The sequence below is a fragment of the Cryobacterium sp. MDB2-A-1 genome (genome assembly GCF_004402675.1).
Lineage (GTDB): Bacteria > Actinomycetota > Actinomycetes > Actinomycetales > Microbacteriaceae > Cryobacterium > Cryobacterium glucosi.
Genome location: NZ_SOFK01000044.1, coordinates 188,470 through 214,695, shown reverse-complemented (window position 1 = coordinate 214,695; position 26,226 = coordinate 188,470). Strand labels below are relative to the sequence as shown.

General features: G+C 68.7%; 25 protein-coding genes. 14 read left to right on the top strand and 11 right to left on the bottom strand.

All coding sequences use genetic code 11. From position 1 onward, the window contains the following. The first annotated feature begins 86 nt into the window (after nt 1-86). The 5 genes from E3O39_RS17350 (at nt 87) to E3O39_RS17330 (ending at nt 4,201) form a co-directional block, all read left to right on the top strand. A complete protein-coding gene (locus E3O39_RS17350) occupies nt 87-1,190 on the top strand; it encodes a DUF2092 domain-containing protein (RefSeq protein WP_134449253.1) in 1,104 nt (367 codons plus the stop codon). Continuing rightward, nucleotides 1,187-2,158 (top strand): ABC transporter ATP-binding protein, encoded by a 972-nt coding sequence (locus E3O39_RS17345; protein ID WP_241985125.1) that lies wholly within the window; start codon nt 1,187-1,189, stop codon nt 2,156-2,158. The genes E3O39_RS17350 and E3O39_RS17345 overlap by 4 nt, the downstream gene beginning before the upstream one ends. A 94-nt stretch (nt 2,159-2,252) precedes the next feature. Beyond that, entirely contained in the window at nt 2,253-3,101 is an 849-nt protein-coding gene (locus tag E3O39_RS17340) for an ABC transporter permease (RefSeq protein ID WP_277612984.1), read from the top strand. After that, on the top strand, nt 3,098-3,736 hold the full coding sequence (locus tag E3O39_RS17335) for a hypothetical protein (RefSeq protein ID WP_134449251.1): 639 nt from the start codon (nt 3,098-3,100) through the stop codon (nt 3,734-3,736). Before E3O39_RS17340 ends, E3O39_RS17335 begins: the two co-directional genes overlap by 4 nt. 24 nt (nt 3,737-3,760) lie before the next feature. Continuing rightward, a complete protein-coding gene (locus E3O39_RS17330) occupies nt 3,761-4,201 on the top strand; it encodes a DUF2269 family protein (protein ID WP_134449250.1) in 441 nt (146 codons plus the stop codon). Between the two features lie 89 nt (nt 4,202-4,290). Here E3O39_RS17330 and E3O39_RS17325 read toward each other — a convergent pair whose 3' ends face one another. The 5 genes from E3O39_RS17325 to E3O39_RS17305 all read right to left on the bottom strand — a co-directional run bounded on the left by E3O39_RS17325 (nt 4,291) and on the right by E3O39_RS17305 (nt 9,586). Then, on the bottom strand, nt 4,291-5,352 hold the full coding sequence (locus E3O39_RS17325) for a hypothetical protein (protein ID WP_134449249.1): 1,062 nt from the start codon (nt 5,350-5,352) through the stop codon (nt 4,291-4,293). Beyond that, nucleotides 5,353-6,654: an aminotransferase class V-fold PLP-dependent enzyme gene (locus E3O39_RS17320; protein WP_134449248.1), complete on the bottom strand. Its 1,302-nt coding sequence runs from the start codon at nt 6,652-6,654 to the stop codon at nt 5,353-5,355. Between the two features lie 115 nt (nt 6,655-6,769). Then, nucleotides 6,770-7,351, bottom strand: coding sequence for a hypothetical protein (locus tag E3O39_RS17315; protein ID WP_134449247.1), 582 nt, complete (start codon nt 7,349-7,351; stop codon nt 6,770-6,772). A gap of 185 nt (nt 7,352-7,536) precedes the next feature. Beyond that, complete coding sequence (locus tag E3O39_RS17310) at nt 7,537-8,154, bottom strand: gluconokinase (RefSeq protein WP_134449246.1); 618 nt, start codon at nt 8,152-8,154, stop codon at nt 7,537-7,539. 1 nt (nt 8,155) lies between these two features. Continuing rightward, nucleotides 8,156-9,586: a GntP family permease gene (locus E3O39_RS17305; RefSeq protein ID WP_134449245.1), complete on the bottom strand. Its 1,431-nt coding sequence runs from the start codon at nt 9,584-9,586 to the stop codon at nt 8,156-8,158. Nucleotides 9,587-9,784: 198 nt separating this feature from the next. Here E3O39_RS17305 and E3O39_RS17300 point away from each other — a divergent pair, with 198 nt between their 5' ends. Then, nucleotides 9,785-10,519, top strand: coding sequence for a FadR/GntR family transcriptional regulator (locus tag E3O39_RS17300; protein WP_134449244.1), 735 nt, complete (start codon nt 9,785-9,787; stop codon nt 10,517-10,519). 95 nt (nt 10,520-10,614) lie between these two features. Then, nucleotides 10,615-12,213, top strand: coding sequence for an HNH endonuclease signature motif containing protein (locus E3O39_RS17295; protein WP_134449243.1), 1,599 nt, complete (start codon nt 10,615-10,617; stop codon nt 12,211-12,213). 38 nt (nt 12,214-12,251) lie between these two features. Here E3O39_RS17295 and E3O39_RS17290 read toward each other — a convergent pair whose 3' ends face one another. After that, nucleotides 12,252-13,544 carry an ATP-binding protein gene (locus E3O39_RS17290; RefSeq protein WP_134449242.1) on the bottom strand — a complete coding sequence of 431 codons (1,293 nt, stop codon included), beginning with the start codon at nt 13,542-13,544 and terminating at the stop codon, nt 12,252-12,254. A gap of 90 nt (nt 13,545-13,634) precedes the next feature. Between E3O39_RS17290 and E3O39_RS17285 the strand changes: the two genes are divergently transcribed. Beyond that, nucleotides 13,635-14,129: a hypothetical protein gene (locus E3O39_RS17285; RefSeq protein WP_241985124.1), complete on the top strand. Its 495-nt coding sequence runs from the start codon at nt 13,635-13,637 to the stop codon at nt 14,127-14,129. Between the two features lie 12 nt (nt 14,130-14,141). Here E3O39_RS17285 and E3O39_RS17280 read toward each other — a convergent pair whose 3' ends face one another. Then, on the bottom strand, nt 14,142-14,516 hold the full coding sequence (locus E3O39_RS17280; protein ID WP_134449241.1) for a hypothetical protein: 375 nt from the start codon (nt 14,514-14,516) through the stop codon (nt 14,142-14,144). A 299-nt stretch (nt 14,517-14,815) separates the two neighbouring features. Between E3O39_RS17280 and E3O39_RS19720 the strand changes: the two genes are divergently transcribed. The 3 genes from E3O39_RS19720 (at nt 14,816) to E3O39_RS17270 (ending at nt 18,073) form a co-directional block, all read left to right on the top strand. After that, nucleotides 14,816-14,941, top strand: a complete 126-nt coding sequence (locus E3O39_RS19720) for a hypothetical protein (protein WP_255454126.1) — start codon at nt 14,816-14,818, stop codon at nt 14,939-14,941. Nucleotides 14,942-14,948: 7 nt separating this feature from the next. Beyond that, complete coding sequence (locus E3O39_RS17275; protein WP_134449240.1) at nt 14,949-15,134, top strand: hypothetical protein; 186 nt, start codon at nt 14,949-14,951, stop codon at nt 15,132-15,134. 86 nt (nt 15,135-15,220) lie between these two features. Continuing rightward, nucleotides 15,221-18,073 (top strand): bifunctional diguanylate cyclase/phosphodiesterase, encoded by a 2,853-nt coding sequence (locus E3O39_RS17270; protein ID WP_134449239.1) that lies wholly within the window; start codon nt 15,221-15,223, stop codon nt 18,071-18,073. Between the two features lie 42 nt (nt 18,074-18,115). Here the strand turns inward: E3O39_RS17270 and E3O39_RS17265 are convergent, their stop codons facing one another. After that, complete coding sequence (locus E3O39_RS17265) at nt 18,116-19,123, bottom strand: acyl-CoA thioesterase (protein WP_241985123.1); 1,008 nt, start codon at nt 19,121-19,123, stop codon at nt 18,116-18,118. 117 nt (nt 19,124-19,240) lie between these two features. Beyond that, nucleotides 19,241-19,732: a heme-degrading domain-containing protein gene (locus tag E3O39_RS17260; protein ID WP_134449238.1), complete on the bottom strand. Its 492-nt coding sequence runs from the start codon at nt 19,730-19,732 to the stop codon at nt 19,241-19,243. Between the two features lie 146 nt (nt 19,733-19,878). Between E3O39_RS17260 and E3O39_RS17255 the strand changes: the two genes are divergently transcribed. Then, entirely contained in the window at nt 19,879-20,097 is a 219-nt protein-coding gene (locus tag E3O39_RS17255) for a three-helix bundle dimerization domain-containing protein (RefSeq protein WP_134449237.1), read from the top strand. Between the two features lie 7 nt (nt 20,098-20,104). Here the strand turns inward: E3O39_RS17255 and E3O39_RS17250 are convergent, their stop codons facing one another. Together E3O39_RS17250 and E3O39_RS17245 are read right to left on the bottom strand one after the other, a co-directional pair. Further along, nucleotides 20,105-20,818 carry an IclR family transcriptional regulator gene (locus E3O39_RS17250; RefSeq protein ID WP_134449236.1) on the bottom strand — a complete coding sequence of 238 codons (714 nt, stop codon included), beginning with the start codon at nt 20,816-20,818 and terminating at the stop codon, nt 20,105-20,107. After that, nucleotides 20,815-22,338 carry an APC family permease gene (locus tag E3O39_RS17245; RefSeq protein ID WP_134449235.1) on the bottom strand — a complete coding sequence of 508 codons (1,524 nt, stop codon included), beginning with the start codon at nt 22,336-22,338 and terminating at the stop codon, nt 20,815-20,817. The genes E3O39_RS17250 and E3O39_RS17245 overlap by 4 nt, the downstream gene beginning before the upstream one ends. A gap of 274 nt (nt 22,339-22,612) precedes the next feature. On the opposite strand from E3O39_RS17245, the gene E3O39_RS17240 reads away from it, so the two are divergent. After that, nucleotides 22,613-24,097, top strand: coding sequence for an APC family permease (locus E3O39_RS17240; protein ID WP_134449234.1), 1,485 nt, complete (start codon nt 22,613-22,615; stop codon nt 24,095-24,097). 58 nt (nt 24,098-24,155) lie between these two features. Then, on the top strand, nt 24,156-26,219 hold the full coding sequence (locus tag E3O39_RS17235; protein ID WP_134449233.1) for a primary-amine oxidase: 2,064 nt from the start codon (nt 24,156-24,158) through the stop codon (nt 26,217-26,219). Nucleotides 26,220-26,226 lie beyond the last annotated feature (7 nt).

Sequence of the window (26,226 nt, the reverse complement as noted above, 5' to 3'; positions counted from 1 at the left end):
CCCGGATTGCCTGCCCGCGGCCGTGCGAGCCGTGCCGGACGGACGTAGGATCTGACTATGAATCGCGACACTCAGGGGTCGTTCTCATGACTCCCCGAAACTTCACGAAGTGGCTTCCGGCCATCGTCATCCCCGCCGTCATCGCCGTCGGCGCGCTCGCCGTCCCCCTCACCGCGGGGGCGGCCGTAGACCTGCCAGACAAGACGCCTGCGCAGGTGCTCGCGCTCGTCGGCACCAGCACCGTCGACGCGCTCTCCGGAACCATCGAACAGACCTCGGAGCTCGGCCTGCCCGAGTTGCCGACGACCGGGCCGACCGCGAGCGGGAACGCCGGCGCCGCCTCCGCGCTCGAACTCCTGACCGGCTCGCACACCGGGCGGGTCTACCTCAACGGGCCGGATAACATCCGCCTGCAGGTGCTCGACAACCTCGCCGAACGCGACCTCGTGCGCAACGGCAGTGACGTCTGGCTCTACAACTCGAAGGACAACTCCGCAGCGCACGTGACCCTGCCGGCGAAGGACGCCGCGGACACGGACGCGACCACCCACGGCGGCATGGCCACGCCGGAGGAGGTCGCCGCGAAGTTCCTCGCCGCGGTCGACCCGAGCACGACGGTATCGGTCGGCACGGACGGCAGCGTCGCGGGTCGGAGCGTCTACGACCTCGTGCTCACCCCGAAGACCACCGGAACCCTCGTCGGAACGGTGTCGATCTCGGTCGACTCCGAGACCGGGCTGCCGCTCGCCGTCGAGGTCACCGCCCGCGGGCAGGAGAAGCCGGCGTTCCGGCTCGCTTTCACCGAGCTCTCACTGGGGGCACCGGATGCCTCCCTCTTCACGTTCTCGCCGCCCGCCGGCGCGAGCGTGACCGAGCAGGCCCTCCCGGACACCACGAGCCTCGACAAGAAGGATGCCGCGGACCACGCGACCATGAAGGCCGAGGCGGAGAAGTTCCTCGCCGGCGTAACGATCTCCGGGACCGGCTGGGACGCCGTCGTCGAACTCCCGGCCGGATCCGTTCCCGCCGAACTGTCCTCCTCGCCGCTCCTCGCCCAGCTGACGACCGCCGTGACCGGCGGGCGCGTGATCTCGACCGCCCTCGTGAGCGTGCTGCTCACCGATGACGGGCGGGTCTTCGCCGGCGCCGTTCCGAGTGAGCGTCTCCAGGCCGCCGCCGTGGGAGGGTGAGCCCCGCCATCGCATCCGTCGAACTGGCCATCGAAACCCACGGTCTCACCAAACAGTTCGGCCGCCAGGCCGCCGTCGCCGGCATCGACCTCGCCGTGCCCACGGGCTCCGTCTTCGGCTTCCTCGGACCCAACGGCTCTGGCAAGACGACGACCATCCGCATGCTCCTCGGCCTCGCGAGCGCGACGAGCGGGGAGATCAGCCTGCTCGGCCGGTCGATGCCCGGGTCGCTGCGCTCGGTGCTCCCGCGCGTCGGCGCCCTCGTCGAGGGGCCCGCGTTCTATCCTTTCCTCTCCGGCACCGCCAACCTGCGTCGGCTCGATACCGCGGATCCGGGCGCGTCAGCGGCCACCCGCGCCGCACGGGTGCAGCGCGCCCTCGAGCGCGTCGGTCTGACCCATGCGGCGGGCAAGAAGGTGCACGCGTACTCGCTCGGCATGAAGCAGCGGCTCGGCATCGCCAACGCGCTCCTGATGCCGCGCGAGCTGCTCGTGCTCGACGAACCCACCAACGGGCTCGACCCCCAGGGCACCCGCGAGGTGCGCAGCCTCGTGCGCTCGCTCGCCGCGGAGGGCACGACCGTTTTCGTGTCGAGCCATCTGCTCGCCGAGGTCGAGCAGATGTGCAGCCACGTCGCCGTGATGCGCGCGGGCACCCTCGTGGCCCAGGGCACCCTCGACGAGCTCCGCGGCGCCGGCGAGGCCCACGCGCGCCTCGACACGCCGGACCCCGTGGCGGCCAGGCAGGTGCTCGAACGGCTGGGGCTCACTCCCGTGACGCTCGTATCGGCTGCGGGAGCTCCCGGTCACCTGAGCGCCACCCTGACCGCTGCCGCACCGGCGCCGGAAGACATCGTCGCTGCCCTCGTCGCCGCCGGAGTGCGCGTGCGCGGCTTCACCGTCGCGGCCGCAAGCCTCGAAGAACGTTTTGTCGCACTCACCGGGGAGGGCTTCGATGTCGCCCAGTGATCCCAGGGAACCGGCAGTGACCGGGCCGGCCGTGACCGGGCCAGACTCGAGAGGGCCGGCCGCATCGGTACCGGAGCCGACAGGGCACGCGGCGATCGCGACCGCCGTCGCCAGGCCGCGCGGGGCATCCGGTGCCGCGCTCCTCGGCTCCGAACTCACCGTGCTCTTCCGCCGCCGCCGCACCTGGGCGATGCTCGCTGCGCTCGCCGCGATCCCGGTGCTCATCGCCATCGCCGTGCGGCTGACCAGCAGCCCTGTCACGCCGGGACGCGGCCCGGCCTTCCTCGACCGGATCACCCAGAACGGTCTCTTCGTCGCGATCACCGCCCTGATCGTGTCGATCCCGCTTTTCCTGCCGCTGACCGTCGGGGTCGTCGCCGGCGACACCGTGGCGGGCGAGGCGAACCTCGGCACCCTGCGCTACCTGCTCGTGGCCCCGGCCGGGCGGGTGCGCCTGCTGCTGGTCAAGTACGCGGGCGCCGCGGCCTTCTGCGTCGCCGCGACACTGACCGTCGCGGTCTCCGGCGCCCTGATCGGCGCGGCCCTGTTCCCGGTCGGCCCGGTCACCCTGCTCTCCGGTGACACCATCGGGGTCGGCGAGTCCGTGCTTCGTTCGCTCCTCATCGCGGCATACGTCACGGTGTCCCTGCTCGGCCTTTCGGCGATCGGGCTGTTCATCTCTACCCTGACCGAGGTGCCCGTCGGGGCCATGGCCGCGACGATCGTGCTCTCGGTGACCGCCCAGGTGCTCGACGCGCTCCCGCAACTGGACTGGCTGCATCCGTGGCTGTTCAGCCACTACTGGCTCGACTTCGCCGACCTGTTGCGGCAGCCGATCGACTGGACGTCGTTCGGGGCCAATGCGCTGCTTCAGGGCGGCTATATCCTCGTGTTCGGGGCACTCGCCTACGGCCGATTCGTGACCAAGGACATCCTCTCGTGACCCACTCGTATCCCCTGTACGTTCCCGTGCTCGCCCAGTGCTTCTGCTGCCGGTCGCTGCAGCCCTTCACCTTCGGTTCGGCGAGCGACCAGGTGGTCTGCGCGCTGTGCCTGCACCACCTCGGCGCCGAGAAGGCAGAGCGGCGCGACGCCGAGCACATCGAGCTCTGGCTCGGCCAGTTCGCCGAGCAGCAGGACAAGCACCGGCGGTTCGCCGAGAAGGCGCAGGCGAGTGACACCGAGAAGGACGCCGCCATCGCCCGGCTGACCGGCCAGGTCGACGACCTCCGCCGGATCGCGGCGCGTGATTTCGAGCATGCGCCGGGCACGGAACTCCGCGGCATCCTCGAGACCGACCTCGTCAAGCGCGCCGATCGGAGGGCCGAGCTCGCCCAGCACCAGATCGACTGGGCGATGGCCGTGCTCTGGCGCCTCGGAACGCTGCACCACGCCGACGAGGCGACGCCGCGGCTCTGCTCCTGCGGCCGCCAGGTCACGGCCTGCGCCGAGCTGCGCGCGCTCGAGCCGCAGCACCAGGCCGTGCGCGATTGGCAGACGAAGAACCTGCGGATGCTGCACGCCGGCAAGCGCCACGGCCTCCCCGCCGACCACCCCGGCGTTGTGCACTCGTCCTGACCCGAACGGCTCTAGCCTGTAGGCATGCATATTCTGATCAACGTCCTGCACATCGTCGCCGCCGTCTTCATCGTCGGACCGATGGCCATCCTCCCGATGACCGCCATGCGCTCCATCCGGGCAGGGCAGGCGGGTCCCGTCGCGACCCTCGCGAAGTCGGTCAATATCTTCACGTTGCTTTCGATCGTGGTCGCGTTCTTCGGTTTCGGGGCGCTCGGCCTCAAGGAGGCCGACGACGCCTGGACCTTCGGATCGACCTGGGTGTGGCTGTCCCTCGTGCTCTACGTGATCGCGCTCGCGATCAACCTGTTCCTCGTCGTGCCGGCGCTCAAGGCCGCAGCAGAGTCGCTCGCGACGGATGCCGCAGGCGCCAAGGCCGCCGGCTACCCGCGGATCGCCGCAGGCTCCGGTGTCGCAAGCCTGCTGCTCGTGGCGGTCGTCGTGCTGATGGTCTGGAAGCCCTAGCACCGGCATCCGCTGGCTGAAAAACGGAAAAAGCACCCTCCCGCGCGGAGGGTGCTTTTTCCGTAACTGAGCGGAACGATCGGGCCAGGTCAGCCCAGGTCGCCGACGGAGACGAGGCCGTCGTGGCGACGGCCGTCGAAGATGATCGTCGGGATCTTCACGGTGTGGATGCTCTCCTCGACCGTCTTCTTGTTGGCCGCGATGACCTGCGTGACCTGGTCGGATGCCGCGACCTGGTCGACGTGGTCGGCCTGTGCCTGGCTGAGCCCGAACTCGAGCTCCCAGCCCTGGAGAAGCGCACTCGCGTCCGCGGACTCCATGCTGTTGATCGAGACCTGCCAGGAGACCCCGGCGTCGTTCTTCTCGGTGTAGATGCGCTTCAGGATCTCCCAGTCGACCGGGGTCGTGGCGCCCTCGAGCGGGTTCAGGCGCAGGGCCTCGAGCTGCTCGGTGACGAGGAGGGAGTTCTTGAACTTGTAGCCGGTCGCCGACTGGATCGGGTATGCGATGTAGCTGAGGTTCTGCTTCTCGCCGAATCCGGCCTTCTCGATGTTGTTGAAGAGCTGCAGGCAGTATGTGCAGCCGGGGTCGATGACCTCGAGCGCGGTCTTCTTGCTCGCGTCGTAGGGGTTCAGGTAGGTCGCGTCCGCGGGCAGGTAGGCCGTGGCGTCCCAGTTCTGCATCCGGCTCGGGATGGCGGAGAAGGTCTCGCCGAGGCTCGCGAATTCGTTGCCAAAGGCGCCGACCACGTCCCACGCGGCGAGGGAATCGCCGAAGCCCGGGGTCTGGTCCGGAATGGAGCATGCCTCGGCGCCGAGGCTGCACGACGCTGAGTCCTGCTTGTTGCAGGTTCCGTAGACGTAGAGGTTGACGCCGCTCTTGACGACCTCGTACCCGCTCCAGATGGTCGTCAGGATGATCAGGACGGCGACGACCTCGAGGCCGATGCTCGCGGGCTTGACCAGGCCGGGCCTGCGCGCGGCGATCGGGGCGAGCATGTGGTCCTTCATGTCCTGCTTGAAGGTGGTGTCACACGGGCGGAAGGTGATTCGGCGGAACGTACAGTTCCACGCCTTCGCGAGGTACTTGCGATAACGGGCCGAGATGGCCGCCATGAACAGGAGAACGATGAATGCTGCGATGCAGAACACTTAGGAAAGGCCTTTCAGGAGGCGGGCGAGGGCGTCGTGTGCGCGGTCGATGTCCGCCGAAGTGGAGTGGAGTCCGAGGGAGAAGCGCAGGAGCGGGGGAAGCCCGAGCCGTTCCTTGAGCTCGTGGTGGGCGCAGAAGTAGCCGCTGCGCACCATGATCTGCTGCTGGGAGAGGAACACCGCGAGTCGGTGCGAATCCTGCTTCGGGGCGTAGCCGCTGATGACCGGGCTCGCGGCGTGATTGAGCACGACGAGGCCGGGGATCGCGCTGAGGCCGTCGAACAGGCGGCCGGAGAGGCTCGCGATGTGTTCGTGCGGTGCCAGGCCGCCTGGGCGGACGTGTCCAAGCCAGTCGAGCGCGCGGCCGAGCGCGATGATCTCGCCCCAGGCCTGCAGGCCGGGTTCGAGGAGTGCGCCGGGGTCGTCCGTGACGAGGTCGAAGGAGTCTGCGCGGACATCCGTCACCATGCCGCCGCCGACGAAACTGATCTCGAGGGAGCGCAGCAGCTCGATCCGGGTCACGACGACGCCGAGGCTCGCCCCGTACATCTTGTGCGCCGAGAAGCAGATGGCGTCGGCATCGGTCCCTCGGAGCAGCGTGTGCTCGTGGGCCATGGCCTGGGCGGCGTCGAGGATGACGATGCCGCCGCGGGCGTGGGTGTCGCGGACGAGGTCCGCGAGGTTCGTCAGGGTGCTGCCGTCGATGTTCGAGGCGGCGTTCACGACGACGACGGCGCGTTCGAGCTGCGCGGGGTCGTAGACGAGGGCGCCGTCTGGGGCCCTGTCGAGCACGAGCCTCGGCAGGCCGAGGCGTTTCGCGACGGTCATCGTCGGCAGGAAGACCGAGTTGTGTTCAGCGTGGCTCGTCACGACCCGGCCGAAACGGCCCTGGGGGAGCTGCTGCAGCAGCAGGTTGATGCCGTAGGTCGTGTTGAGGGTGAACGAGACCGCATGGCTGCGCGCCGAGAGGCCGAGCCTGGCGAGTACGGCGGTCCGCGTTGCCGCGACCTCCTCGTCGACCCGCTTGCCCCACGCGTACTTGACCCGGCCGCCGCAGGCGTTGTAGCTCGTGTAGTACTCGTTCACGGCGTCGATCACCGGCTGCGGGCGCAGGCTCTGGCAGGCGGCGTCGAGGTAGACCTCTCGGGACCCGAGGTAGCCGAAGTCGGCGAGGCGGCCCGCCGCAGCGGAACCGGTCGGAGCGGTCGGAGCGGCAGGGGCCGCGCCCCTGCCGAAGAGTCCGGCGCGTTTCACGACGCCGTCCCCGTCCGGTCCAGGATCGTCGGGCAGGAAGATGTGCACATGTTCAGTAGTCCATTCAGGTCACAGGGTCGAAATCCGCGGGTGCCGGTGAAAACGGCAGGGGAACGCATCCGTTCGGCGGGAGGGCCGGAGAAGCGCGGGAGCGGGATTCGACCTAAATGCGGCTGACGGAAAGCAGCGTGAGGCTCGGGCGGTGCAGGTGCAGCGCGATGGTGCGGAAGGTGCCGACCACGAAACCGCCGGCCGCGAACAGGAGTCCGAGGGCCGACGGGCCGCCCGCGATCAGCAGGAGGCTGCCGAGGATGAGGAGTACAGAACAGGACATCGCGGCCATGGCGCCGCCGCCGAGGGAGTTGCCCTCGAAGCACAGCACGCGCTGGCCGACGGATGCCGCGATCGTGCGGGCCATCCCGGTCGCCGCCGCCGTTGCGGTCACGGCGACGGAAGCGGAGAGCGCGACGGCCTGCGCGAGTGTGCCGGAGAGGACGGTCCCGGAGACGACGGTGCCGGAGAAGGCGCTGGATGCCGACCCGGAGGTGGTCGCGGAGGTGGACATCGCCATCGGGCTGACCGCTGCGGGCACGTTCACGTCCTGGCCGTCGGCGCCGGCGTGGGCGAAGAGCACGCAGGCGAGGACCGCGATGAGGGCGAGGGCCGCGAGGATCGCGGTACGGAGACCAGCGGTGCGGGGAGCACCGTGAGGGTGCAACGAGGCGGAGAAGCCTGCCAGCCTCATCTCGTCTCCCACTGCCGGCATCCGGTCGAAGCGGATGCGATGAATCGCTCCGTCCGAAGCGACACACGCATACCGTACCGGAATCCGGGGTGAATAACCTGACAAACGTGGCCCGCACGCACAAACGACCCCCGGCTGAGCGGGGGTCGTTTGCGTGGAGACGTAGCGCGGTCGGCGCAAGCCCGTTAGGGCCTGGCCTTCTGGGCCACCGCGGCGACCGGGTGCACGGACGACTGTCCGGGGGCGGGAGCTCCGAGGCTCGACGATCCGGGACGCGGGGTCAGGCCGAGGCGTCGCACGATCTCCGCGGCTTCCGCGGCGGGTGCACGCCCCGCATCGATCGTGATGGCGCGTTCGTCGTCGCCGGGCGCCTCGAGGGTCGCGACCTGGGAGTCGAGAAGCGACACCGGCATGTAGTGGTCCTGCCGGGTGGCGAGGCGTCGCAGGATCAGCTCCGTCGGCAGGGTCAGGTGCACGAAGATCACGTTGTGCTCGCGAAGCACGTCGCGGTACTTGCGCTTGAGCGCGGAGCACGTGATGATCCCGGGCACGCCGGCCATGGTGTGCTCGATGATCCAGGAGGAGATCGTCTCGAGCCAGGGCGCCCGGTCGTCGTCGTCGAGCGGATGCCCCGCCGACATCTTGTCGATGTTCTCCTGCGGGTGCAGGTCGTCGCCCTCCTCCAGGTCCCAGCCGAGCTGGCCGGCGAGGAGCCCGGCGACCGTGGACTTTCCGGAGCCGGAGACGCCCATGATGACAAGAACGGGCTGCTGGTTCTCGAAGAGCTGTTCGGTGTCGCTCATGCTAGATCACGATGTTCAGGAGGAGCACGCCGGCGAGGCCCGTCACGGAGATGAGGCACTCCATGATCGTCCAGGTCTTCAGGGTCTGCCCGACGGTGGTGCCGAGGTATTCCTTCACGAGCCAGAATCCGGCGTCGTTGACGTGCGAGAGGAACAGTGAACCGGCGCCGATGGCGAGAACCATCAGCGAGACATCCGTTGCGCCGAGGGTCGCCGCGACCGGGGCGAGGATGCCGGCTGCGGTCACGGTTGCAACCGTGGCAGAACCCGTAGCGACGCGGATGAGCGCGGCGACGAACCAGGCCAGGAGAAGAATCGAGACGCTGCTGCCTGCGACGGCGTTCGCGATGACGGTTCCGATCCCGGTGTCGATCAGGACCTGCTTGAAGCCGCCGCCCGCGCCGACGATGAGCAGGATGCCGGCGATCGGGGGCAGGGAGTTCGAGAGCGATGTGGAGACTGCTGCGCGGGTCATGCCGCCGCCACGGGCGAAGAAGATCATCGCGTAGATCACGGCGAGGCCAAGGGCGATCATCGGGGTGCCGAGGAAGTCGAGCGCGGCGTTCAGCGGCGCGGTCGACCCGGGCGCGAGGGCATCGGCGATCGAGCGGGCGAGCATCAGCACGACGGGCAACAGGATGCCGCACAGGGTCACGAAGAAGCTCGGGCGCTTGGTGTGGGTCACTTCACCGGTGTCGGCTGTGGTGAGGAACAGCGCGGGTACGGGCACGTCGACCCAGCGGGCCGCGAACTTGCTGAAGACCGGGCCGGCGATGATGACGGTCGGGATGGCGATGAGCACGCCGATCGCGAGGGTCAGGCCGAGGTTGGCGCCCAGGGTCGTCACGGCGACGAGGGGCCCGGGGTGCGGCGGCACGAGGCCGTGCATGACCGAGAGGCCGGCGAGGGCCGGGATCGCGATACGGATCAGGGAGAGGCCGCTGCGGCGGGCGACGAGGATGATCACGGGGATCAGCAGCACGAGGCCGACCTCGAAGAACATCGGCAGGCCGATCAGGCCGCCGATGAGCGCCATCACCCAGGGCAGGGTTCGGGTCGTCGACCGGCTCACGAGGGAGTCGACGATCCGGTCGGCTCCGCCGGAGTCGGCGAGCAGCTTTCCGAACATGGCGCCGAAGCCGACGAGGATGCCGACGCTCGCCATCGTCCCGCCGAAGCCGGTGCTGAAGCTCGTCACGGCGGCGCTCGGGGCGAGTCCCGCGCCGACGCCGACGCCGACGGCGCCGATCGCGAGGGCGAGGAACGGGTGCACGCGCAACCAGGTGATGAGGGTGATGATGACGGCGATGCCGACGACGGCCGCGATGATCAGCTGGGCGTCACCGCTGGCCGGTTTGATCGGGTCGGCCGCGTGTACGACCAACTGGACCGCCGACTGTGTGGCCGTCTGAACCGCAAGGGCGAGATTCATCTCAGATTCCATTCCGAGGCCGCGTCCCTGCGACCCCATCGTCAAAAAATTAGCAATAGTCTGATAAATCAGATAATTGAGTGTTGCACAGGATGTGCGCGCGCGCCACCCCCCGAATCGCGTCGACGCCCGCGTGGTGGGTACGATCTCGGTGGGGCCCCCGAGGCCTCCCGGCTACGCCAATGGAAAGAAGTGCAGATGCAGAGCGGCACCGTCACGGATTCCCTGCGTGTGGGCGGCCTGCACGCACGGGTGGTGAATGCCGTCGGCCAGTCGATCGTGGATGCGCGCTACGCACCCGGCGACATCCTGAACCTCGACGAACTCAGTGAGACCTTCGCGGTCTCCCGGTCGGTCCTGCGTGAGGCGATGCGGGTACTGCAGTCACTGGGAATGATCGAGCCGCGGCAGCGTGTCGGAACCCAGGTACTGGCCCGAACCTCCTGGGAACTGATGAACCCGCAGATCATCGTCTGGCGTGGCCGCGGTCCCGAATACTTCACCCAGATGCGCGAGATGCTTGAAATGCGCCTCGGAATCGAGCCCGTCGCCGCACGGCTGAGTGCGCATGCCATGACGGACGAGCAACTCGCGGGGGTCAAGGCGGCCGCGAACGCAATGGTCATCGCCGACCGCGACGGTGACGGTCGCGGCTTCCTCGAGGCCGACATCGACTTCCACACCCTGATCCTGCGCGGCTCCGGAAATGCCGTGATGGGGCACTTCGCGAGCACCGTTGCCGCACTGCTCCGTACCCGCGAAGAGGAGAAACGGTTCACGATCACCTCGTACACGCCGCCGTCGGCGCACCGCCACCACGAGCTCGCGCACGCGCTCGCCGTGCGCGACGGGGAGGCCGCCTACCGCTGGTCGTTCGCCACGATCGAGGCGACACTCGCCGAGTTCATGGCGGAGTCTCCCCGTCAGGCCTGACGCAGCGGCTCCCCATCAGATTCCTGATCACCGAGAGTTTCCACAGACCTGAGCCATGCTCAGAGAATGTCGGTGGTGGGTCGTAACGTGAGGGCATGACCAACCTCCCGGAGTCGCCCGCTTCGCCCGATCGGCCGCATGGCGGTGCGTCTCCCAGTACGCCCGTCACCGTGCTGGTGCCGGATGCTGTCGCGGCCTTGGGAAGGTCATCAGCTGACTACGACGCGCTCAGCGACGAGCAGGTTCTTGCCGGGCAAGCGTTGATCGCGGATTCCCGGCGGGCGCTGGAGACGTGTGCCGCGTGGATGGCGGCGACCCTCGCCCGCCGTTCCCGGGCTGAACTCGGCGGGAACGGGCTCGCGGCCCGGCACGGGTTCCGGACCCCGGAAGACCTGCTGCAGAGCGTGTCTGGGTCAAGCAAGGGCGATGCTGTCAAGCTCCTCGGGGTGGGCCGGCTGCTGGCCGAGGCCGACGCCGCCGAGAAGGCCGCCCGCGAAGCCGCCGAGGCGCAGAAGTTACTCGACGGGACTCCGCCCCTCAACGAGGCCGCTCCAGACCTGCCGCCGGTCGACCCGCCGGTTCCTGCTGCCGCGGTTCCGCCGTGGCACGCGCCGATCGGCCGGGCCCTGCGCGAGGGCTGGCTGAGCGTCGAGAAGGCGGACTCGCTCCGGAAAGGGCTCGGCGACCTGGACCGGGCGATCACCCCGGAGAAACTCGCGACGGCCCTGGCCCGGCTCCTCGCCGAAGCGCGCACGGTGAACGCTGACCAGCTGTTCAAGCGCGCCCGGCGGGTGCGGGACGTGCTCGATGAGGCTGGCATCGCCGCCCGGGAGAAGGCCGTCTACGACGACCGGTCCCTGCGGTTCTGGCGACTCCACACGGGGCAGGTGCGTATGGTCGGCCTGTTCGCCCCGGAAGACGGCGAGTACCTGATGAGTACCTACGACGCCATCACCAGTCCCCGCCGGGGCGGGGTGCGCTTCGTGGACAAGGAGCAGGCCGCGTGGGCGAAGCGGGTGCAGGACGACCCGCGCAGCACCGAGCAGCTCACCGCGGACGCGTTCCTGGCCCTGATGAAACTCGGCGTGAAGGCCGACCCGAAACGCATCGCCGGAGGACGAAGCCCCGCCGTCCGCATGGTCACCATCCGCCCCACCGGCGCCGCACCCACCGATGCCGTGCCAACCGAGGCCCCGTCACCCACAGCCGACGCTGCGGCGAACCCCGAAACCGCGGCACCCGCGCTCCAACCCGGCGTCATCGAGGGGACTGCGGTGACGGTCGCGGCCGAGACCTTGGAACGGAACCGGTGCGACAGCGGACTCCTCGACGTCACCTTCGACGACCACGGCCACGGCGTCGACCTCGGCCGCGAACAACGCACCTTCAGCCCCTCCCAAAGGGTGGCCCTCTCCCTCCGCGACGGCGGCTGCCGGTGGCCCGGCTGCGACCGGCCACCGTCCTGGACCGAAACCCACCACATCCACCACTGGAAAGACGACACCGGACAGACCAACCTCGACCACGGCATCCTGCTCTGCCGGGCCGACCACCTCAGGCTCCACAACGAACACTGGCGCATCACCCGCGACGACACCGGCCAGTACTGGCTCACCCCACCACCCGGACTCGACCCCGACCAGAAACCCGTACTGCTCACCAGCAAAAACACGATCCTCCGCGACGATGACTGACGAGGTCGGGCGGTATTCGGACCGGTTGCCGGTACCGGTCAGAGCCGGGCGAGCCGCTCGATGTCCTCGAGGAACTCGGCCGCGACCTGCGGCGAGACCGTGGTACGGGTGGCACGGATCGCCGCGAGGTAGTCCTCGGTCCGGGGACCGCTCGGCGCATCCGCTGGAACCTCGTCCGCGGTGAAGAGTGCCCGTTCGAGTGCCTCCTGCGAAGCGCGGCGGGCTGCGTACTCGATATCGGCGGGCGAGAAGCCCTCGCTCGCGGCGACGAGGGCGCGGAAGTCGACCGTGCCGGCGACGAGCGCCGGCACGTAGCCGGCCCAGATGGCCGCGCGCGCCGCGGCATCCGGAAGCCCGATCGGGATGACGTAGTCGAAGCGTCCGTGCCGGAGCAGTGCGGAGTCGAGGGCGCGGATGAAGTTGGTCGCGCAGACCAGGAGGCGCCCCGGCCGCTCACGGAAGGCCGGGATGATCTTGAGCAGCTCGTTGGTGACGCCCTGCAGCGGCGACGGCGGTTCGCCGCCGCGCTGGGCCGCGATCTCCTCGACCTCGTCGATGAAGACCACGGCGTGCTCGAGTTCGGAGATCTTGAGGAAGGTCTCCCGCAGGGCGCCGGCAAGTCCCTTCGGGTCGCCGGCCAGCCGGGAGGGGAAGACCTCGACGAACGGCCACTCGAGCCGGGAGGCGATCGCCTTGGCGAAGGTGGTCTTGCCTGTTCCGGGAGGGCCGAAGAGCACGACGGCCTTGGGCGGAACGACCCCGTACTGTTCGGCGAGGTCCGGTTCGGCGAGCGGCATCACGAGCCGGCGCTCGAGGAGTTCCTTCTCGGCGCGCATGCCGCCGACGGCCGCCCAGAGATCGCGCGGCAGGATGCGCCCGCCGAGCTCACCGAGCGCCTTCAGCCCCTCGCGCTGCACCGGGATCTCGCGCTCGAAGTAGCTCAGCTGCTTCTTGACGACGAAGCCGCGGTTGAGGAAGGCGTCGACCCGGCTCTCGGTCTCCGGCATCAGCGCCGAGAGCTTGGTCAGGCCGTGCGGGGCCATCTTCGATTCGAGTGCTGCGAGCATGGCCGTGCCGATGCCCTGGCTTTGCCAGGACTGCGCGGTCGCGAGGAACACGATCCAGCCCTGGGCATGCGCAGCACGGCCGACCGCGGCCCCGATGACCTCGTCGCCGTGCATGGCGACGACGGCGTGGTCCTTCTGGCAGGAGGCGAGCACTTCGGACAGGCCGTAGACCGGTTCTGTCTTGGTCTCGGTGACCTCCTGCCAGAGCCGGAGGATCCCATCAAGGTCGTCAGCGTGGAAATCGCGGATCCGCCAGCCGGTCATGGTGCTCCTTCGCACGGGAATGTCTGTTCCCACAATCTAGGGCACTCGCCCCTTGAGGGCGCGTGAGCGTGCGGCGTAACATTTCGTAACGTGGACGCCGCGGTCATCAGCCGGCACGGACCGACGCCGGGCTTCCGGAGCGGGATGACGGAAATGATGAGCATGACAGCGCAGATGATGGACTCTTCGATGGCGATGAAGAGCATGAGCGGCCTCGACATGGCGGCGATGCAGGACATGATCGAGTGTTGCAGCGCGTGCGAGCAGGCCTGTACGGTCTGCGCGGACGACATGATGGCCATGGGCATGACCGGTATGTCGAAGTGCATGAGCATGTGCCTCGACTGCGCCGACATGACCCACACGATGATGCGAATGATGCTGCGCCCCTCCGGCTACGACATGCAGGTCATGATGGCCCAGATGGATGCCTGCATGAAGATGTGCATGGCCTGCGCCGCCGAGTGCATGATGCACGCCGAAATGAGCGAAGAGTGCAAGATGTGCGCTGAGGCCTGCCGTCAGTGCGCGGCCGCGTGCGAGCGGATGATGTCGGCGATGAAGTCCATGATGCCGATGGCGTAAAGCAGAGGTCCCTTAGGACAGGCCGACGAGGTCGGAGAAGCCCGACAGCTCGACCGGCGCCAGGAGCACGTTCACGCGCTCGGCTCCGATCGCGAGCACGTGATAGACGTCGTGCAGTGCGACTGGTTCACCGACGGAGGCCGAGGCGCCGAGGTCTGCGTGGTTCCACACCCACACCGTGGCGTGATCGTCGAGGGTCGTTAACGCGAGCCAGCCCGAGTGGGTGACGGCGGTCACGATCGCGTCGCGCCACTTGCTCGGCGTCGCCGCGGACACGCGCTGCTGGATCAGCGGAAGGGCATGACCTGGTGCACTGCCGGTGCAGGTGTGACCCTGTGAGCAGTCGGGACGCGGGATCTTCCGGAGGGTGGGGTGCTGCTGGGTCATTGTGGTCTCTGTCCCTTCGTGTCGCGGTGTCTATCTCGGTTGTCAGCAGCCTAGGTCGGCGACCGGCGGATGTCCCGGCATCCGTCATCCAAGGAAACAATGCAGCCCCGCCGTTCAGGCCTCCCTCGATGACCGGATTCCGGTCGGCGGATGTACCATGAATGTGCGATCCCGTCCACCCCTCGTGATGGGTCGGGTTTCCATCCACGGATGCGAAACCGTGTCAATCTCGATCGCTCACACAATGAACCAGGCTCAGCGGCGCGCCGTTCATCAACCGTTTGAGACTGAGAGAACCCATGGCCGACGTGACGAAGAACTCCACCATCCACTACGTGTCCGCCGTGCGCTGGTCGGCGCTCAAGCGCGAGTTCGCTGCCCGCCGCGGTCCGGTCGCGACGACGCGTGACGACGACGAGGACTGAGAACACCGTGTCCGAAGCGCCATCGTCAGGCGAACCCAACGCGGCTTCGCCGGCCAACCAGGTCTCACTGCCGCGCTGGAATGAACTCAAACGCGAGTACAACCTGCGGCACAAGTCGCTGATGCGGTACTCCGCTCCCGCTGCGGACACCGCGACGACCCCGGCGACGAGCCCGGACGGCACCGCCGGCTGACCGACCGCTGTGCCCTCGCCCGCTGAGCAGCCGGCTCCAGACCGCCTCGTGTGCGGGTCCAGTCGATAGTATGCAACCAGGGGGCGATGATGACACTGGAGCCACGGGAGACGTCGAGCACGACAGTTTCCCTTCTCCTCGGCCATGTGCGCGCACACGGCGGAGTGGCTGCCGTTGCCGATGTCCTCGCCAGGGCCGGGGTCACGGAGTCGATCGACTGGCTTGAGGACACAGCAAACTGGGTGAGCTACGACACCAGGATCCGGCTCTTCGAGGCCGCGACGACCGTGCTTGACGACCCGCGCACGATGTACACGGTGGGCTCGACGGTCGTCACCGACGGGCTGCATCCGGTGCTCGTGCAGCTCCTGAGCGCCTTCGCATCACCCGCAGCGGTGTACCGCCAATTGCCGCGGTTCATTCCCAAGTTCACGACCACCTCGACAATGGACTCCGTTTCCGTGCGGGGGACGTCGGCAAGCCTTCGCTACCGGCTGCACGAGGGCTATCGTCCGTCACGTCTCGACTGCCAGTACGCCCAGGGCCTGTTCGCCGCTCTGCCGTCCATGTTCGGGCTCAATACCGCCATCGTGGTCCACCCGGAATGCCAGTGCGACGGATATGAGTGTTGCGTCTACGAAGTGACGTGGTCGACCCGGCGCCGCTGGTGGTCGTTGCGGTCATGGACCCATCCGACCAACAGGTCCCTTGTGCTCTTGCGCGAGAAGGTCAAGGAGGTTCAGCTCGCCGCAGCAGACCTCGTCGGAAGCGACGATGTCGACGACGTTCTCGCCCGCATCGTCGCCCGTGCGTCTTCTGCAGTGCTTGCGCCGGCGTACCTGCTCATCATGACGTCCGACCACGGTGAGCCCGTGCTTCGCTTCCAGGGACTCGATGCCCCCAAGGCGGCCAGGGTCGCCGCGCGGATCCTCCACGGCGACGCCCTCGGCGACCGGGCGGTGATCGTGGACGTGGCCTCCAGCCGGCGCACCTACGGACGCCTTGCCGCACTCTATTCCCTCGGTCACACCGCGATGGAGGGGGACAGGACCCTGCTCGAGGCATACGCCGGCCACGCCGCCTCGGCGCTGGACCTGTTCACGGCCCTCGACGACAGCAGGCGCGAAGAGAGCAGGGCGGCGGCCATGCTGGTGCTCGCCCATGAGCTCGCGACGAGCAATGGCAGCGAGGCCGTCGCCGATGCCGTCGCACTCGCGGTACCGGCGATCGCCGGCTGCGATGCCGCCGCGGTGCTGCTCTGGGACGCCGGCCCCGGCGTGATGCACGCGGTCGCAACCGCCGGGCTCGATATGCCCCAGAGGGAGCGGGTGCTCGCGTCGCCGATCCCCGCCGCGCAGACGCCCGAACTGGTCGAACTCCTCGCCCACCAGCGGCCGGTCCCGCTCTCGGCGACGACCGCGAGCCCGCAACTGGCCGGCCTCCTCGCGGAATGCGGAATGACCACGGCGATCATCGTGCCGCTGCTCGCCGGCGATGTGCTGATGGGCGTCGTCGCCGGCGGGTGGCGTTCCGCTCCTGCCTCGGGCATCTCGCCGAGCACGCTCGCGCGGATCGAGGGCGTCAGCCATCAGGGCGCCATCGCGTTGCAGAACGCCCGGCTCCTCGCCACGGTTCGTCACCAGTCCCTGCACGACCCGCTGACCGGCCTCGCCAACCGGATGCTGTTCGCGAGTGAGCTCGATGCTGCAGTGTCGACGTGCGCGGAGGGCTCGTGCACCGCCGTGATGTTCTGTGACCTGGACAACTTCAAACAGGTCAATGACGTGCTCGGTCACGGCGCCGGCGACGAACTCCTCCGCCAGATCGCGGTTCGGCTCCGCGGGTGCCTGGGTACCGAGGCGACCATCGGACGTCTCGGTGGCGATGAATTCGCGGTCCTCGCCCACGAACTTGCCGGTCACGAACAGGCGGTCCACCTCGCTCATCGCGTCGTCGACAGCCTCAACCGGCCCTTCCATGTCTCCGGCCACGACCTGCGCATCACCGCGAGCATCGGGGTCGCGGTGCACAACGGCCCGGGGGATGGCGGAGAACGGCTGCTCGCCGCCGCGGACACCGCCATGTACGACGCGAAACGGACCGGCCGGAACCAGGTCGCCCTCGCGGACGACAGCAACCGGACCGACCCGGTCTCCTCACTTCACAGCGAGCTCGTCGAGGCACTCGGACGGGCCGAGATGCGGCTGCACTACCAACCCGTCGTCGCGCTTTCCTCCCCTGACCGGGTCGTGGGGGCAGAAGCCCTGATCCGCTGGGACCATCCCCGCCTGGGCCTGCTGGCCCCCGCCGCTTTCCTGCCGCTCGCGGAGGAGACCGGCCTCGTCGCCGACCTGGACCTGTGGGTGCTCGGCGAGGCGCTCGCCGACCTCGCGGCCCTCGGCGACGCCGCTGACCTCGCCGCCATCGGGGAGGCACCGCTGCACGTCGCCGTGAACCTCGCCAGTGCCACCCTCGTCGATCCGCGGCTGATCCCGACCGTGCGCGCTGCCCTCAACCGCAACCGGCTCCGTCCTGAGCGGCTGGTCCTCGAGATCGTCGAGAGCAGGGCCCTCATCGATCTTCCTGGCGTCGTGGAACGCCTCACCGAACTCCGGCGGCTCGGCGTGTGCATTTCGCTCGACGATTTCGGGACCGGGTTCTCGACCCTGGCCTGGCTCAACACCCTGCCCGTCGACCAGATCAAGATCGACAGGACCTTCACCGCGAACCTGCCGGATGCAGCATCCGTCGCCCTGGTCGAGGGGATCATTGCGCTCGCGCAGAAGCTCGACATCGACGTAGTCGCCGAAGGAGTGGAGACCGAGGACCAGCTCGCTGCGCTTCGGGAAGCCGGCTGCGCTTTCGCCCAAGGTTACCTGCTCGGCCGGCCGAAGCCCGCGTTCGTGTCCGTAACGCAGGCGACGGTGAGCCGCGCCTGAGCCCACCGCCATCGGGTATCCCGCAGCAAGAAGCCGGCGGGGTCAGGGCTGTCGCATCAACTCGACGGGTACCGGCGCTAGTTGGGCACGCAGTGTGATCAGGTCACGAGCGTGGGCATCAAGCCGCAGATCCTCGTCGGTGTCGAGGGGCAACGGGGCGACCGCACGCGAGTGGCCATCCGAATCGAGTGTGACGAAGATGCTCATGCACTGCGTGGTGAGCTTGAGGTCCTCCGGCGTGCGCGGGCTGCCGGATCGCACCCGGATGCTGATGTGCATGCTGCTCGGCCCGGTGTGGATCAGCCGTGCATCCACTTCGACGATGTGGCCGATGTGGATCGGCCGGTAGAAGTGGATGCCGCCGGAGTAGACGGCGACAGCCGACTCCGAGCTCCAGCTCGCCGCACAGGCGAATGCGGCCTCGTCGATCCAGCGCATCACCGTGCCACCGTGGGCGTTCCCGCCCCAGTTCGCGGCGGACGGAGCGGCCAGGAAGCGGAAGACCGTACGCGGAGTGGTGCCGACCCCGGTGTATTCCTGGGATCGCATAGTGTTCTGGATGGTGCGGCGCAAGGCGAGCCGGGCCTTGGCGTTCTCCTCGAGTTCACGATCGGCTGCTGAGGTCGCGACCCATTCCGGCACCGGAATGGGCTTCCCGTCTTCGTCGATCGCCACGAAGACGAGGATGCAGTGTGTGGCCGGGGTGAACGTACGTTCGCGCACGTTCGCGGTGTCGACGGCGACGAGCACGTGCATGCTCGTGCGCCCGGTGTGGATCACACGTGCGCGGACCTCCACGAGGCTGCCAGGTGGGATCGGGCGGGTGAAGTGCACGTTGCCGACATAGGCCGTCACCGTGTCCGACGCGCTCCAACCGACCGCGCAGGCGTATGCGGCCTTGTCGATCCACTCGAGCACACTGCCTGCCGCGACAGTGATGCCGTCGGCGGCGGTGTCCTGCGGCACGGCCATGAACCGCAGGGTGATCCGGTCCCTGGAATCAGTGGCGGAGGCCGAGGCATCCTCGGTGTGTTCAGGGCTGCGAATCACGGGCACTCCAGGGGCTCGGCGTCGGGCTTTCAGCCAGAATCCCACAACCGCCGAGGAAGCGGAACCCGAGTGTTCGGATACTGACCGTCTGCCGGTGCGGCGAGCCGTGACCGGGTATCAGCCGCGTGTGACCAGGTGTGCCCTGAGCGCCTCGACGACGAGGTCGTGATCGAGCTGCTGGGCGAGACCGGAGACCCCGACGACGCCCATGAGCGCCCCGCGCACCCGCAGCGGAAAGGCGCCGCCGTGCGCGGCGTGCGTTCGCGGGTCAAGCCGGGAGGAGGTGTCGAAGTCGCGGCCCGCCGCGCGGAAACGGGTGCCGACGGCGAGCGAGGAGCTCGCAAACCGTCGCACGACCCGGAACTTGTTCTCGAGCCAGCCGTCGTTGTCCGCGCATGCTCCCGGCAGGGACGCGTGGAAGACCCGCTGGTCCCCGAACATGATCGCGATCGCGATCGGATGGTCCCGTTCGAGTCCGAGTTCCACGAGCAGGGAACCCACCGCCCAGGCGTCCGCGAAACCGAAGGAATCGAACTGGATGCTGCGCTCCTGCTCGAGGAGGAAGTCCAGCAGGCGTTCCTCCGCGGACTGTGTTGGTGCATCGGTCATCTCGAACCTTCCCAGGAAGTGCGGCAGGCGCCGCCCCGGACAGTCTTTCACTTCGGGTCTCCGTACGGGATGGTTCCTGAGCGTGGCGCGGCACGGAGTCGTCCTCCGCGTTTGACCCTGCCGGTCAGCAGGCAGAGACTGAAGGGGTGAATCGAAAAGAGGAAGACCGCGCGGTCGAGCAGATCATTGTGCGACTGGAAAAGAAGTTTCCCAACGAACCGCCGACGAGTATTGAGAAGACCGTGCACGAGCAGCAGCTCGCTCTCGCCCGGAACCCGCTGCGGGACTACATCCCCGTGCTGATCGAGCACGCGGTCAAGGACCGGTTGCGCCGGGCCGCACTGCACCTGCCCGCCGCGGCCTGAACCACCCTCAGGCGAGCAGGGGCGCGAGTTCCCGTGCGCCCATCCTGAGTAGGGCGAGGAATTCCGCAGGGTCGCCGATCCGTGCAGCAGGGGCCGACAGGCAGAGCCCAGCGACGAGCGTTCCCTCCCGGTTCCGGATCGGGATCGCGAGACAGCCGTTCCCCGGCGCCCACGGGCTCGGGAAGTACGCGTAGCCGTCGGTCCGGACCGTCGCGAGCTGCCCGGCCAGGTCCGGGTCCTCGCCGAGTACCCACGACTCGGCCCCTCGACGTTCTGCGAGCAGCAGCCGGCCCATCGCGCTCGTCTCGAGCGCCCGCGCGCTCCTGACGGACACGCTCGGCGGGTAGTCGGGGTCCGGATCGATCACCCGGACCCCGTCGCTGTCGTAACGCACGAGGTGGATGCCGCCACGGATGCGGGAGCGCAGCCGGTCGACGACCTCGCGCACAGCCTCCGGTGGCTGGGCGGGCGCGACCAGGCGGGCGAGTTCGACGACCTTGCGGCCGAGGGCGAACCCGCGCAGGTCCGGCATCCGCACGAGGTACTCGTCCTGGACCAGCAGGTTGAGCAGCCGGTACGCTGTCGCCTTCGGCAGCCCGAGGCTGTCCGAGATCTCCCGCGCCGTGACCCCCGACCCGCAGCGGGCCACCTCCTCGAGCACCGTCAGGGCGCTCTGGATGGCCTTCGGCTGGCGGGCACCGAGGTGCGCGGCGCCCGTCACGGGCCGGCCCGGCCCGATTCCCGCGCCGCGGCATCCGCCGGGCCCGGCCCGCCGAGGACGTCGCCGGTCACGGGCACGTCATAGACCCCGATGGTGTCCCGAAGCCAGGGGCGCCTCCGCAATCGCAGGCCGCACCAGGCGAGGCCGAGCGCCATCACGCCGAGGAAGACCCAGACCCCGAGCGCCCTGGCCGAGCCGCTCTCGACGGCGAGGTAGGTGACGAGCACGGCGCCCAGCAGCACGGCGGCGAGCACCGCGAACAACACCGGCCAGAAGGTGGCCTCGCCGATCCGCCGGAGGAACACGGGCGCGGCGACGCAGACGAGCAGGTACGCGGTCATGTAGCCGCCAGCGGCCCCGACGATGAGCACCTCCATGGTCTGCCAGATGCTGCCGGACAGCGCGATCGTCGTGAGCAGCACCGCCGTGATCACCGTCATCGCGACGAGTGCAGCGCCGAACGGCGTGCGATAGCGCGGGTGGGTGCGCCCGAACCTGCTCGGCAGCAGGCCCTCCCGGCCCATCGAGAAGAGCACCCGCACGAGCGCGGTCGTCGACGCGATCCCACAGGCCAGGAACGAGGTCGCGATGCTGACGTCGAGGAGCAGGCCGACCGCGTCGATCCCGTATGCGGCGGCGAGATCGTTGACCGGGGACGCGCTCGCCGCGATCGTGCCACCGAGGGCGGAGAACCCGACGAGCTGGCTGAACGAGGCGAGCAGGTAGAGCATCCCCGACCCGAGCACGGTGAACACGATCGCCCACGGGATGCTCGCGTACGGGCGTTTCGCCTCGACACCGAGTGTTGAGGCGCTCTCAAAGCCGACGAAGGCCGTGAGGGCGAGGGCGGACCCGACCGCGAAGTTGGCGGGGTCGATTCCGCCCGGCGCGAGCTGCGACCAGTCGAGCACCGGCCAGAGCCGCACGAGCAGCGCGACAACGAGCACGACGATGATGAGCACCGAGACCGCCTCGACGAGCAGGGTGATCCTGGTCGAGAGACGGATGCCGCGGGCCAGCACGAGCAGGCACAGTGCCGCCATGACGACGATCAGCAGGCCCGCGACGAGGACGGATCCGGTGAGCGCCGGCCAGAACCTGCCGACCACGATCGTGAGGTAGTACCCGGCGCCGCCGAGCGCGAACATCGAAATGAATCCGTAGCCGACGAGCAGGCCGACGCCGGCGACGAACGCCGCCATCGTGCCGAGCCCGCGGGAGACGAAGGTGTAGATCGACCCGGCAGCGGCGATGCGCCGGGTGAACTGGTTGATCGTCGTCGCGACGAGGAACGCGAGCAGCATCGCGGTCGCGAGCGACCACACCGTCGCGCCGCCGGCGACGACGGCGACGAGGAGTGGGATCGTGGTCGCGGCGGCGGATGGGGCGACGGCGGACACGGACTGCGCGAGCACGTCGAGGAATCCCACGCTGCGCCGGTCGAGGCCATCGACGGGCGAGCGGGTTCCGATGCCGTCGACCGGCTGCGGATCGTTGATGGCCCTGGCCAGTGCGGTCATCGGTCCGGCCTCGTTCTTTCTCGTTCACAAGCTCACGGTCGGGGGCGGCGGTGCGGAGCCTCAGGCTAACCATCCGGCGTTGCGGCCGCGCTTCGGGAGTGTTTCGGTCGCGTGACCGCCGAGTGGGACAACGGGCGGCCCGTGTCTCATTCGGGCCGCCCGGACGTTTACCCCGGCGAGACCGGTCGGCAACAGGGGTCCGACAGGCTGGCCGCAGACCTTCCGCACCGCCTCCCCGACTTTCCCTGACGAACCCGCTCGAGCTGGAGATGACATGACCCTCACGAAAGATCCAACGGCATCCGTTGGCACACTGCCCGCCGAACGTTCCCTGACCGGTTCCCTCGGCGTCACGTCGATCGTGCTGATGGTCGTGGCCGCCGCAGCGCCGCTCACCGTCATCGGCGGCTCGGCTCCGCTCGGCATCCTGCTCGGCAACGGGGTCGGATTCCCCTCGATGTTCGCCATCGCGGCGATCGTCCTGCTCTTCTTCTCCGTCGGCCTCGCCGCGATGACCAAGCACGTGCCGAAGCCCGGCGCGTTCTTCACCTTCGTGAACTACGGGCTCGGCAAGCCGGCCGGCCTCGCGACGGCCTTCCTCGCGCTTCTCACATACACGACCATCCAGGTCTCGGTATACGGGTACGTCGGCTACATCCTGAGCGTCACGCTCACGGGCCTCGGCGCACCTGACCTGCCCTGGTACCTCTACTCGCTCGCGGCCGTCGCCCTCGTCGGGTTCCTCGGCTACCGGCACATCGACCTGAGCTCGAAGGTGCTCGGTGTGCTCCTGCTCGGCGAGGTCGGCGTCGTGCTCGCGCTCGTCGTCGCGGTGGTCGTCAACGGCGGCCCGGAGGGCCTCTCGATGGCGCCCTTCGAACCGAACAACGTGCTCACCGGCTCCCCGGCGATCGGCCTGATGTTCGCGATCGCCGCCTTCATCGGCTTCGAGTCCACCGCGATCTTCCGTGACGAGGCGAAGGACCCCGGCCGCACCATCCCGCGGGCCACCTACGTCGCCGTGATCGGCATCGGCGTCTTCTACACGCTCGCGTCCTGGGCGCTCGTGATGGCATGGGGACCGAGCGGCGTCGTCGCCCAGGCCGCGGAGAACCCGGGCGCGATGATCCTGATCACGACCCTCGCCTACCTCGGACCGATCGGGCAGGTCGTGATGAACGTGCTGCTCATCACGAGCATGTTCGCGTGCGTGCTGTCCTTCCACAACGTGATCACCCGCTACCAGCACTCGATGTCCAACGCCCGGGTCCTTCCCGACTTCCTCGGCCGGGTGCACACGAAGCACTCCGCACCCCACCTGTCCTCGATCGTGCAGACCGCGACAGCCGCGATCCTGACGATCCTGTTCGCCGCGCTCGGCCTCGACCCGGTGCTCCAGGTCTTCACCTGGTTCTCCGGCGTCGCGACCCTCGCGATCGCCGTCCTGATGGCCGTCACGAGCGTCGCGGTCGTCGTCTACTTCGCCCGCACCAGGAAGGACAGGCGGCTCTGGAACACGGTGATCGCCCCGGTGCTCGGCCTCCTCGGACTGCTCGGCGCCGCGGTGCTCATCGCCACGAACTTCCCCTTCCTCGTCGGTGACGTCGACGCGGACGGAGCCCCCGTGTTCGGCGTCGTGAGCGCGGTCCTGCTCGGCCTCGTCGTGCTCTTCCCGCTCGGCGGACTCGTGCAGGCGCTCATCCTCAAGCGCACCAACCGGGTCGCATACGACCAGATCACGGATGCCATCGGCGGGTGACCCGCTGACCCCGCCCGCAGCATCCGCTCACCTCTCACCACCCTTCGACTGGAGAACCATGACCATCACCGATCTCGACACCCCGCACGGCCACCACGAACACGGCGGCCACGATCACGACCACGGCCAGCACGACGCCGGGACCGTGCCGAGCCACCCGGTCGGCAGCCTCACCGCCGCAGAGTTCGAGACCGTGCGCGACGTCGTCACGGCGGGCGCCGACTGGAACGCGACCACCCGCTTCGCCTATGTCGGGCTGTGGGAACCGCACAAGCGTGAGGTCCTCGCCTGGCAGGACGGCACCGGGCCGCTTCCCGACCGGCAGGCCCGGGTGATGCTTCTCGACATGGAGACCGGCCGGTCGACGGATAACATCGTCTCCATCCCCGGTCGCGCGGTGCTCACGACGAGCGTGCTCGACGGGTCGGCCGGCCAGCTGCCCGTGCTGCTCGCCGAGTTCGACGCGATCGCCGGGATCGTCGCCGAGGACCCGCGCTGGGTCGCCGCACTCGCCGCGCGGGGCACCACGATCGAAGAGGTCGTTGTCGTGCCGCTCTCTGCCGGGCACTACGACTACCCGGAAGAGGTCGGCCGCCGGATCGTCCGGGTGCTCGCGTTCCGCCAGGACTACCCGGAGGACCACCCCTGGGCGCACCCGGTCGATGGGCTCTCCGCCTACGTCGACACCGCCTCCCGCACCATCACGCGCCTCATCGACGTCGGCACCCTCGACATCCCGGCGGAGAGCGGCAACTTCGACGACCCGGCCGTGCAGGGCGCCCCGCTCACGACCCTCAAGCCGATCGTGATCTCCCAGCCGGAAGGACCGAGCTTCACGGTCGACGGCGAGTGGGTGAGCTGGGCGAACTGGAAGTTCCAGGTCGGCTTCGATACCCGCGAGGGCCTCGTGCTGCGCCAGCTCTCCTTCACGGACGCGGGGGAGGAGCGCCCGGTCATCTACCGGGCCTCGATCAACGAGATGCTCGTGCCATACGGGGACCCGTCCCCGGTGCGGTTCTGGCAGAACTATTTCGATACCGGAGAGTACCTCTTCGGCCGGTTCACCAACTCCCTCGCGCTCGGCTGCGACTGCGTCGGCGAGATCAAGTACTTCGACGCCGTCCTCGCCGACGAACTCGGCAACCCGTTCACGATCAAGAACGGCATCTGCATGCACGAGGAGGACGTCGGAACGCTCTGGAAGCACGGCGACATGTTCACCGGCTCCAACGAGGTGCGCCGGCAGCGGCGACTCGTGATCAGTTTCTTCACCACCGTCGGCAACTACGACTACGGGTTCTACTGGTACCTGTCGCTCGACGGCACCATCGAGTGCGAGGCCAAGCTCACCGGCATCCTCTTCACATCGGCATACCCGGGGATCGGGGAGCCTATCGGAGAGACCGCGATCGAGGGAGACTACGCGTATGCCAGCGAGGTCGCTCCCGGGCTCGGCGCCCCGTACCACCAGCACCTCTTCAGCGCGCGGCTCGACATGATGGTCGACGGGCTGTCCAACGCCGTCGACGAGATCGACGGCGTGCGCTTGCCGATGGGGCCGGGCAACCCGCACGGCAACGCCTTCACCAAGAAGACGACCCGGCTCACGAGTGAGGCGGGCTCCGGGCGGGTCGCCGACGCATCCGTCGCCAGGGCCTGGCACATCGTCAACACCGAGAAGACCAACCGGCTCGGGCGCCCGACCGGCTATGTTCTGCAGCCGGAGCAGTCTCCGACGCTGATGGCCGACCCGGGGTCTTCGATCGCGAAGCGCGCCGAGTTCGCAACGAAGCACCTCTTCGTGACCCAGTACGACCCGGCGGAGCAGTTCGCGGCCGGTGACTTCGTGCACCAGAACCCGGGCGGGGACGGCATCACGAAGTACATCGCGGGCGACAGGTCGATCGACGGCGAGGACATCGTGCTCTGGCACACCTTCGGGCCGACGCACTTCCCCCGGATCGAGGACTGGCCGGTGATGCCGGTCGACTACGCGAAGTTCACGCTCAAGCCATACGGCTTCTTCGGTGCGAACCCCGCGATGAACGTGCCGGCAAACGAACCGGTGTCGCACTGCTCGCACGGCCACGACGGCGCGGCGCACGAGCACACGCACCACTAGGACGAGA

Excerpts from the sequence above, each read along its gene's own strand:
- E3O39_RS17290 (WP_134449242.1), bottom strand. The coding sequence starts at position 13,544 with ATGACCGGCTGGCGGATCCGCGATTTCCACGCTGACGACCTTGATGGG.
- E3O39_RS17300 (WP_134449244.1), top strand. The coding sequence starts at position 9,785 with ATGCAGAGCGGCACCGTCACGGATTCCCTGCGTGTGGGCGGCCTGCAC.
- E3O39_RS17270 (WP_134449239.1), top strand. The coding sequence starts at position 15,221 with ATGATGACACTGGAGCCACGGGAGACGTCGAGCACGACAGTTTCCCTT.
- E3O39_RS17280 (WP_134449241.1), bottom strand. The coding sequence starts at position 14,516 with ATGACCCAGCAGCACCCCACCCTCCGGAAGATCCCGCGTCCCGACTGC.
- E3O39_RS17245 (WP_134449235.1), bottom strand. The coding sequence starts at position 22,338 with ATGACCGCACTGGCCAGGGCCATCAACGATCCGCAGCCGGTCGACGGC.
- E3O39_RS17295 (WP_134449243.1), top strand. The coding sequence starts at position 10,615 with ATGACCAACCTCCCGGAGTCGCCCGCTTCGCCCGATCGGCCGCATGGC.
- E3O39_RS19720 (WP_255454126.1), top strand. The coding sequence starts at position 14,816 with ATGGCCGACGTGACGAAGAACTCCACCATCCACTACGTGTCCGCCGTG.
- E3O39_RS17315 (WP_134449247.1), bottom strand. The coding sequence starts at position 7,351 with ATGAGGCTGGCAGGCTTCTCCGCCTCGTTGCACCCTCACGGTGCTCCC.
- E3O39_RS17240 (WP_134449234.1), top strand. The coding sequence starts at position 22,613 with ATGACCCTCACGAAAGATCCAACGGCATCCGTTGGCACACTGCCCGCC.
- E3O39_RS17305 (WP_134449245.1), bottom strand. The coding sequence starts at position 9,586 with ATGAATCTCGCCCTTGCGGTTCAGACGGCCACACAGTCGGCGGTCCAG.
- E3O39_RS17260 (WP_134449238.1), bottom strand. The coding sequence starts at position 19,732 with ATGACCGATGCACCAACACAGTCCGCGGAGGAACGCCTGCTGGACTTC.
- E3O39_RS17330 (WP_134449250.1), top strand. The coding sequence starts at position 3,761 with ATGCATATTCTGATCAACGTCCTGCACATCGTCGCCGCCGTCTTCATC.
- E3O39_RS17310 (WP_134449246.1), bottom strand. The coding sequence starts at position 8,154 with ATGAGCGACACCGAACAGCTCTTCGAGAACCAGCAGCCCGTTCTTGTC.
- E3O39_RS17350 (WP_134449253.1), top strand. The coding sequence starts at position 87 with ATGACTCCCCGAAACTTCACGAAGTGGCTTCCGGCCATCGTCATCCCC.
- E3O39_RS17235 (WP_134449233.1), top strand. The coding sequence starts at position 24,156 with ATGACCATCACCGATCTCGACACCCCGCACGGCCACCACGAACACGGC.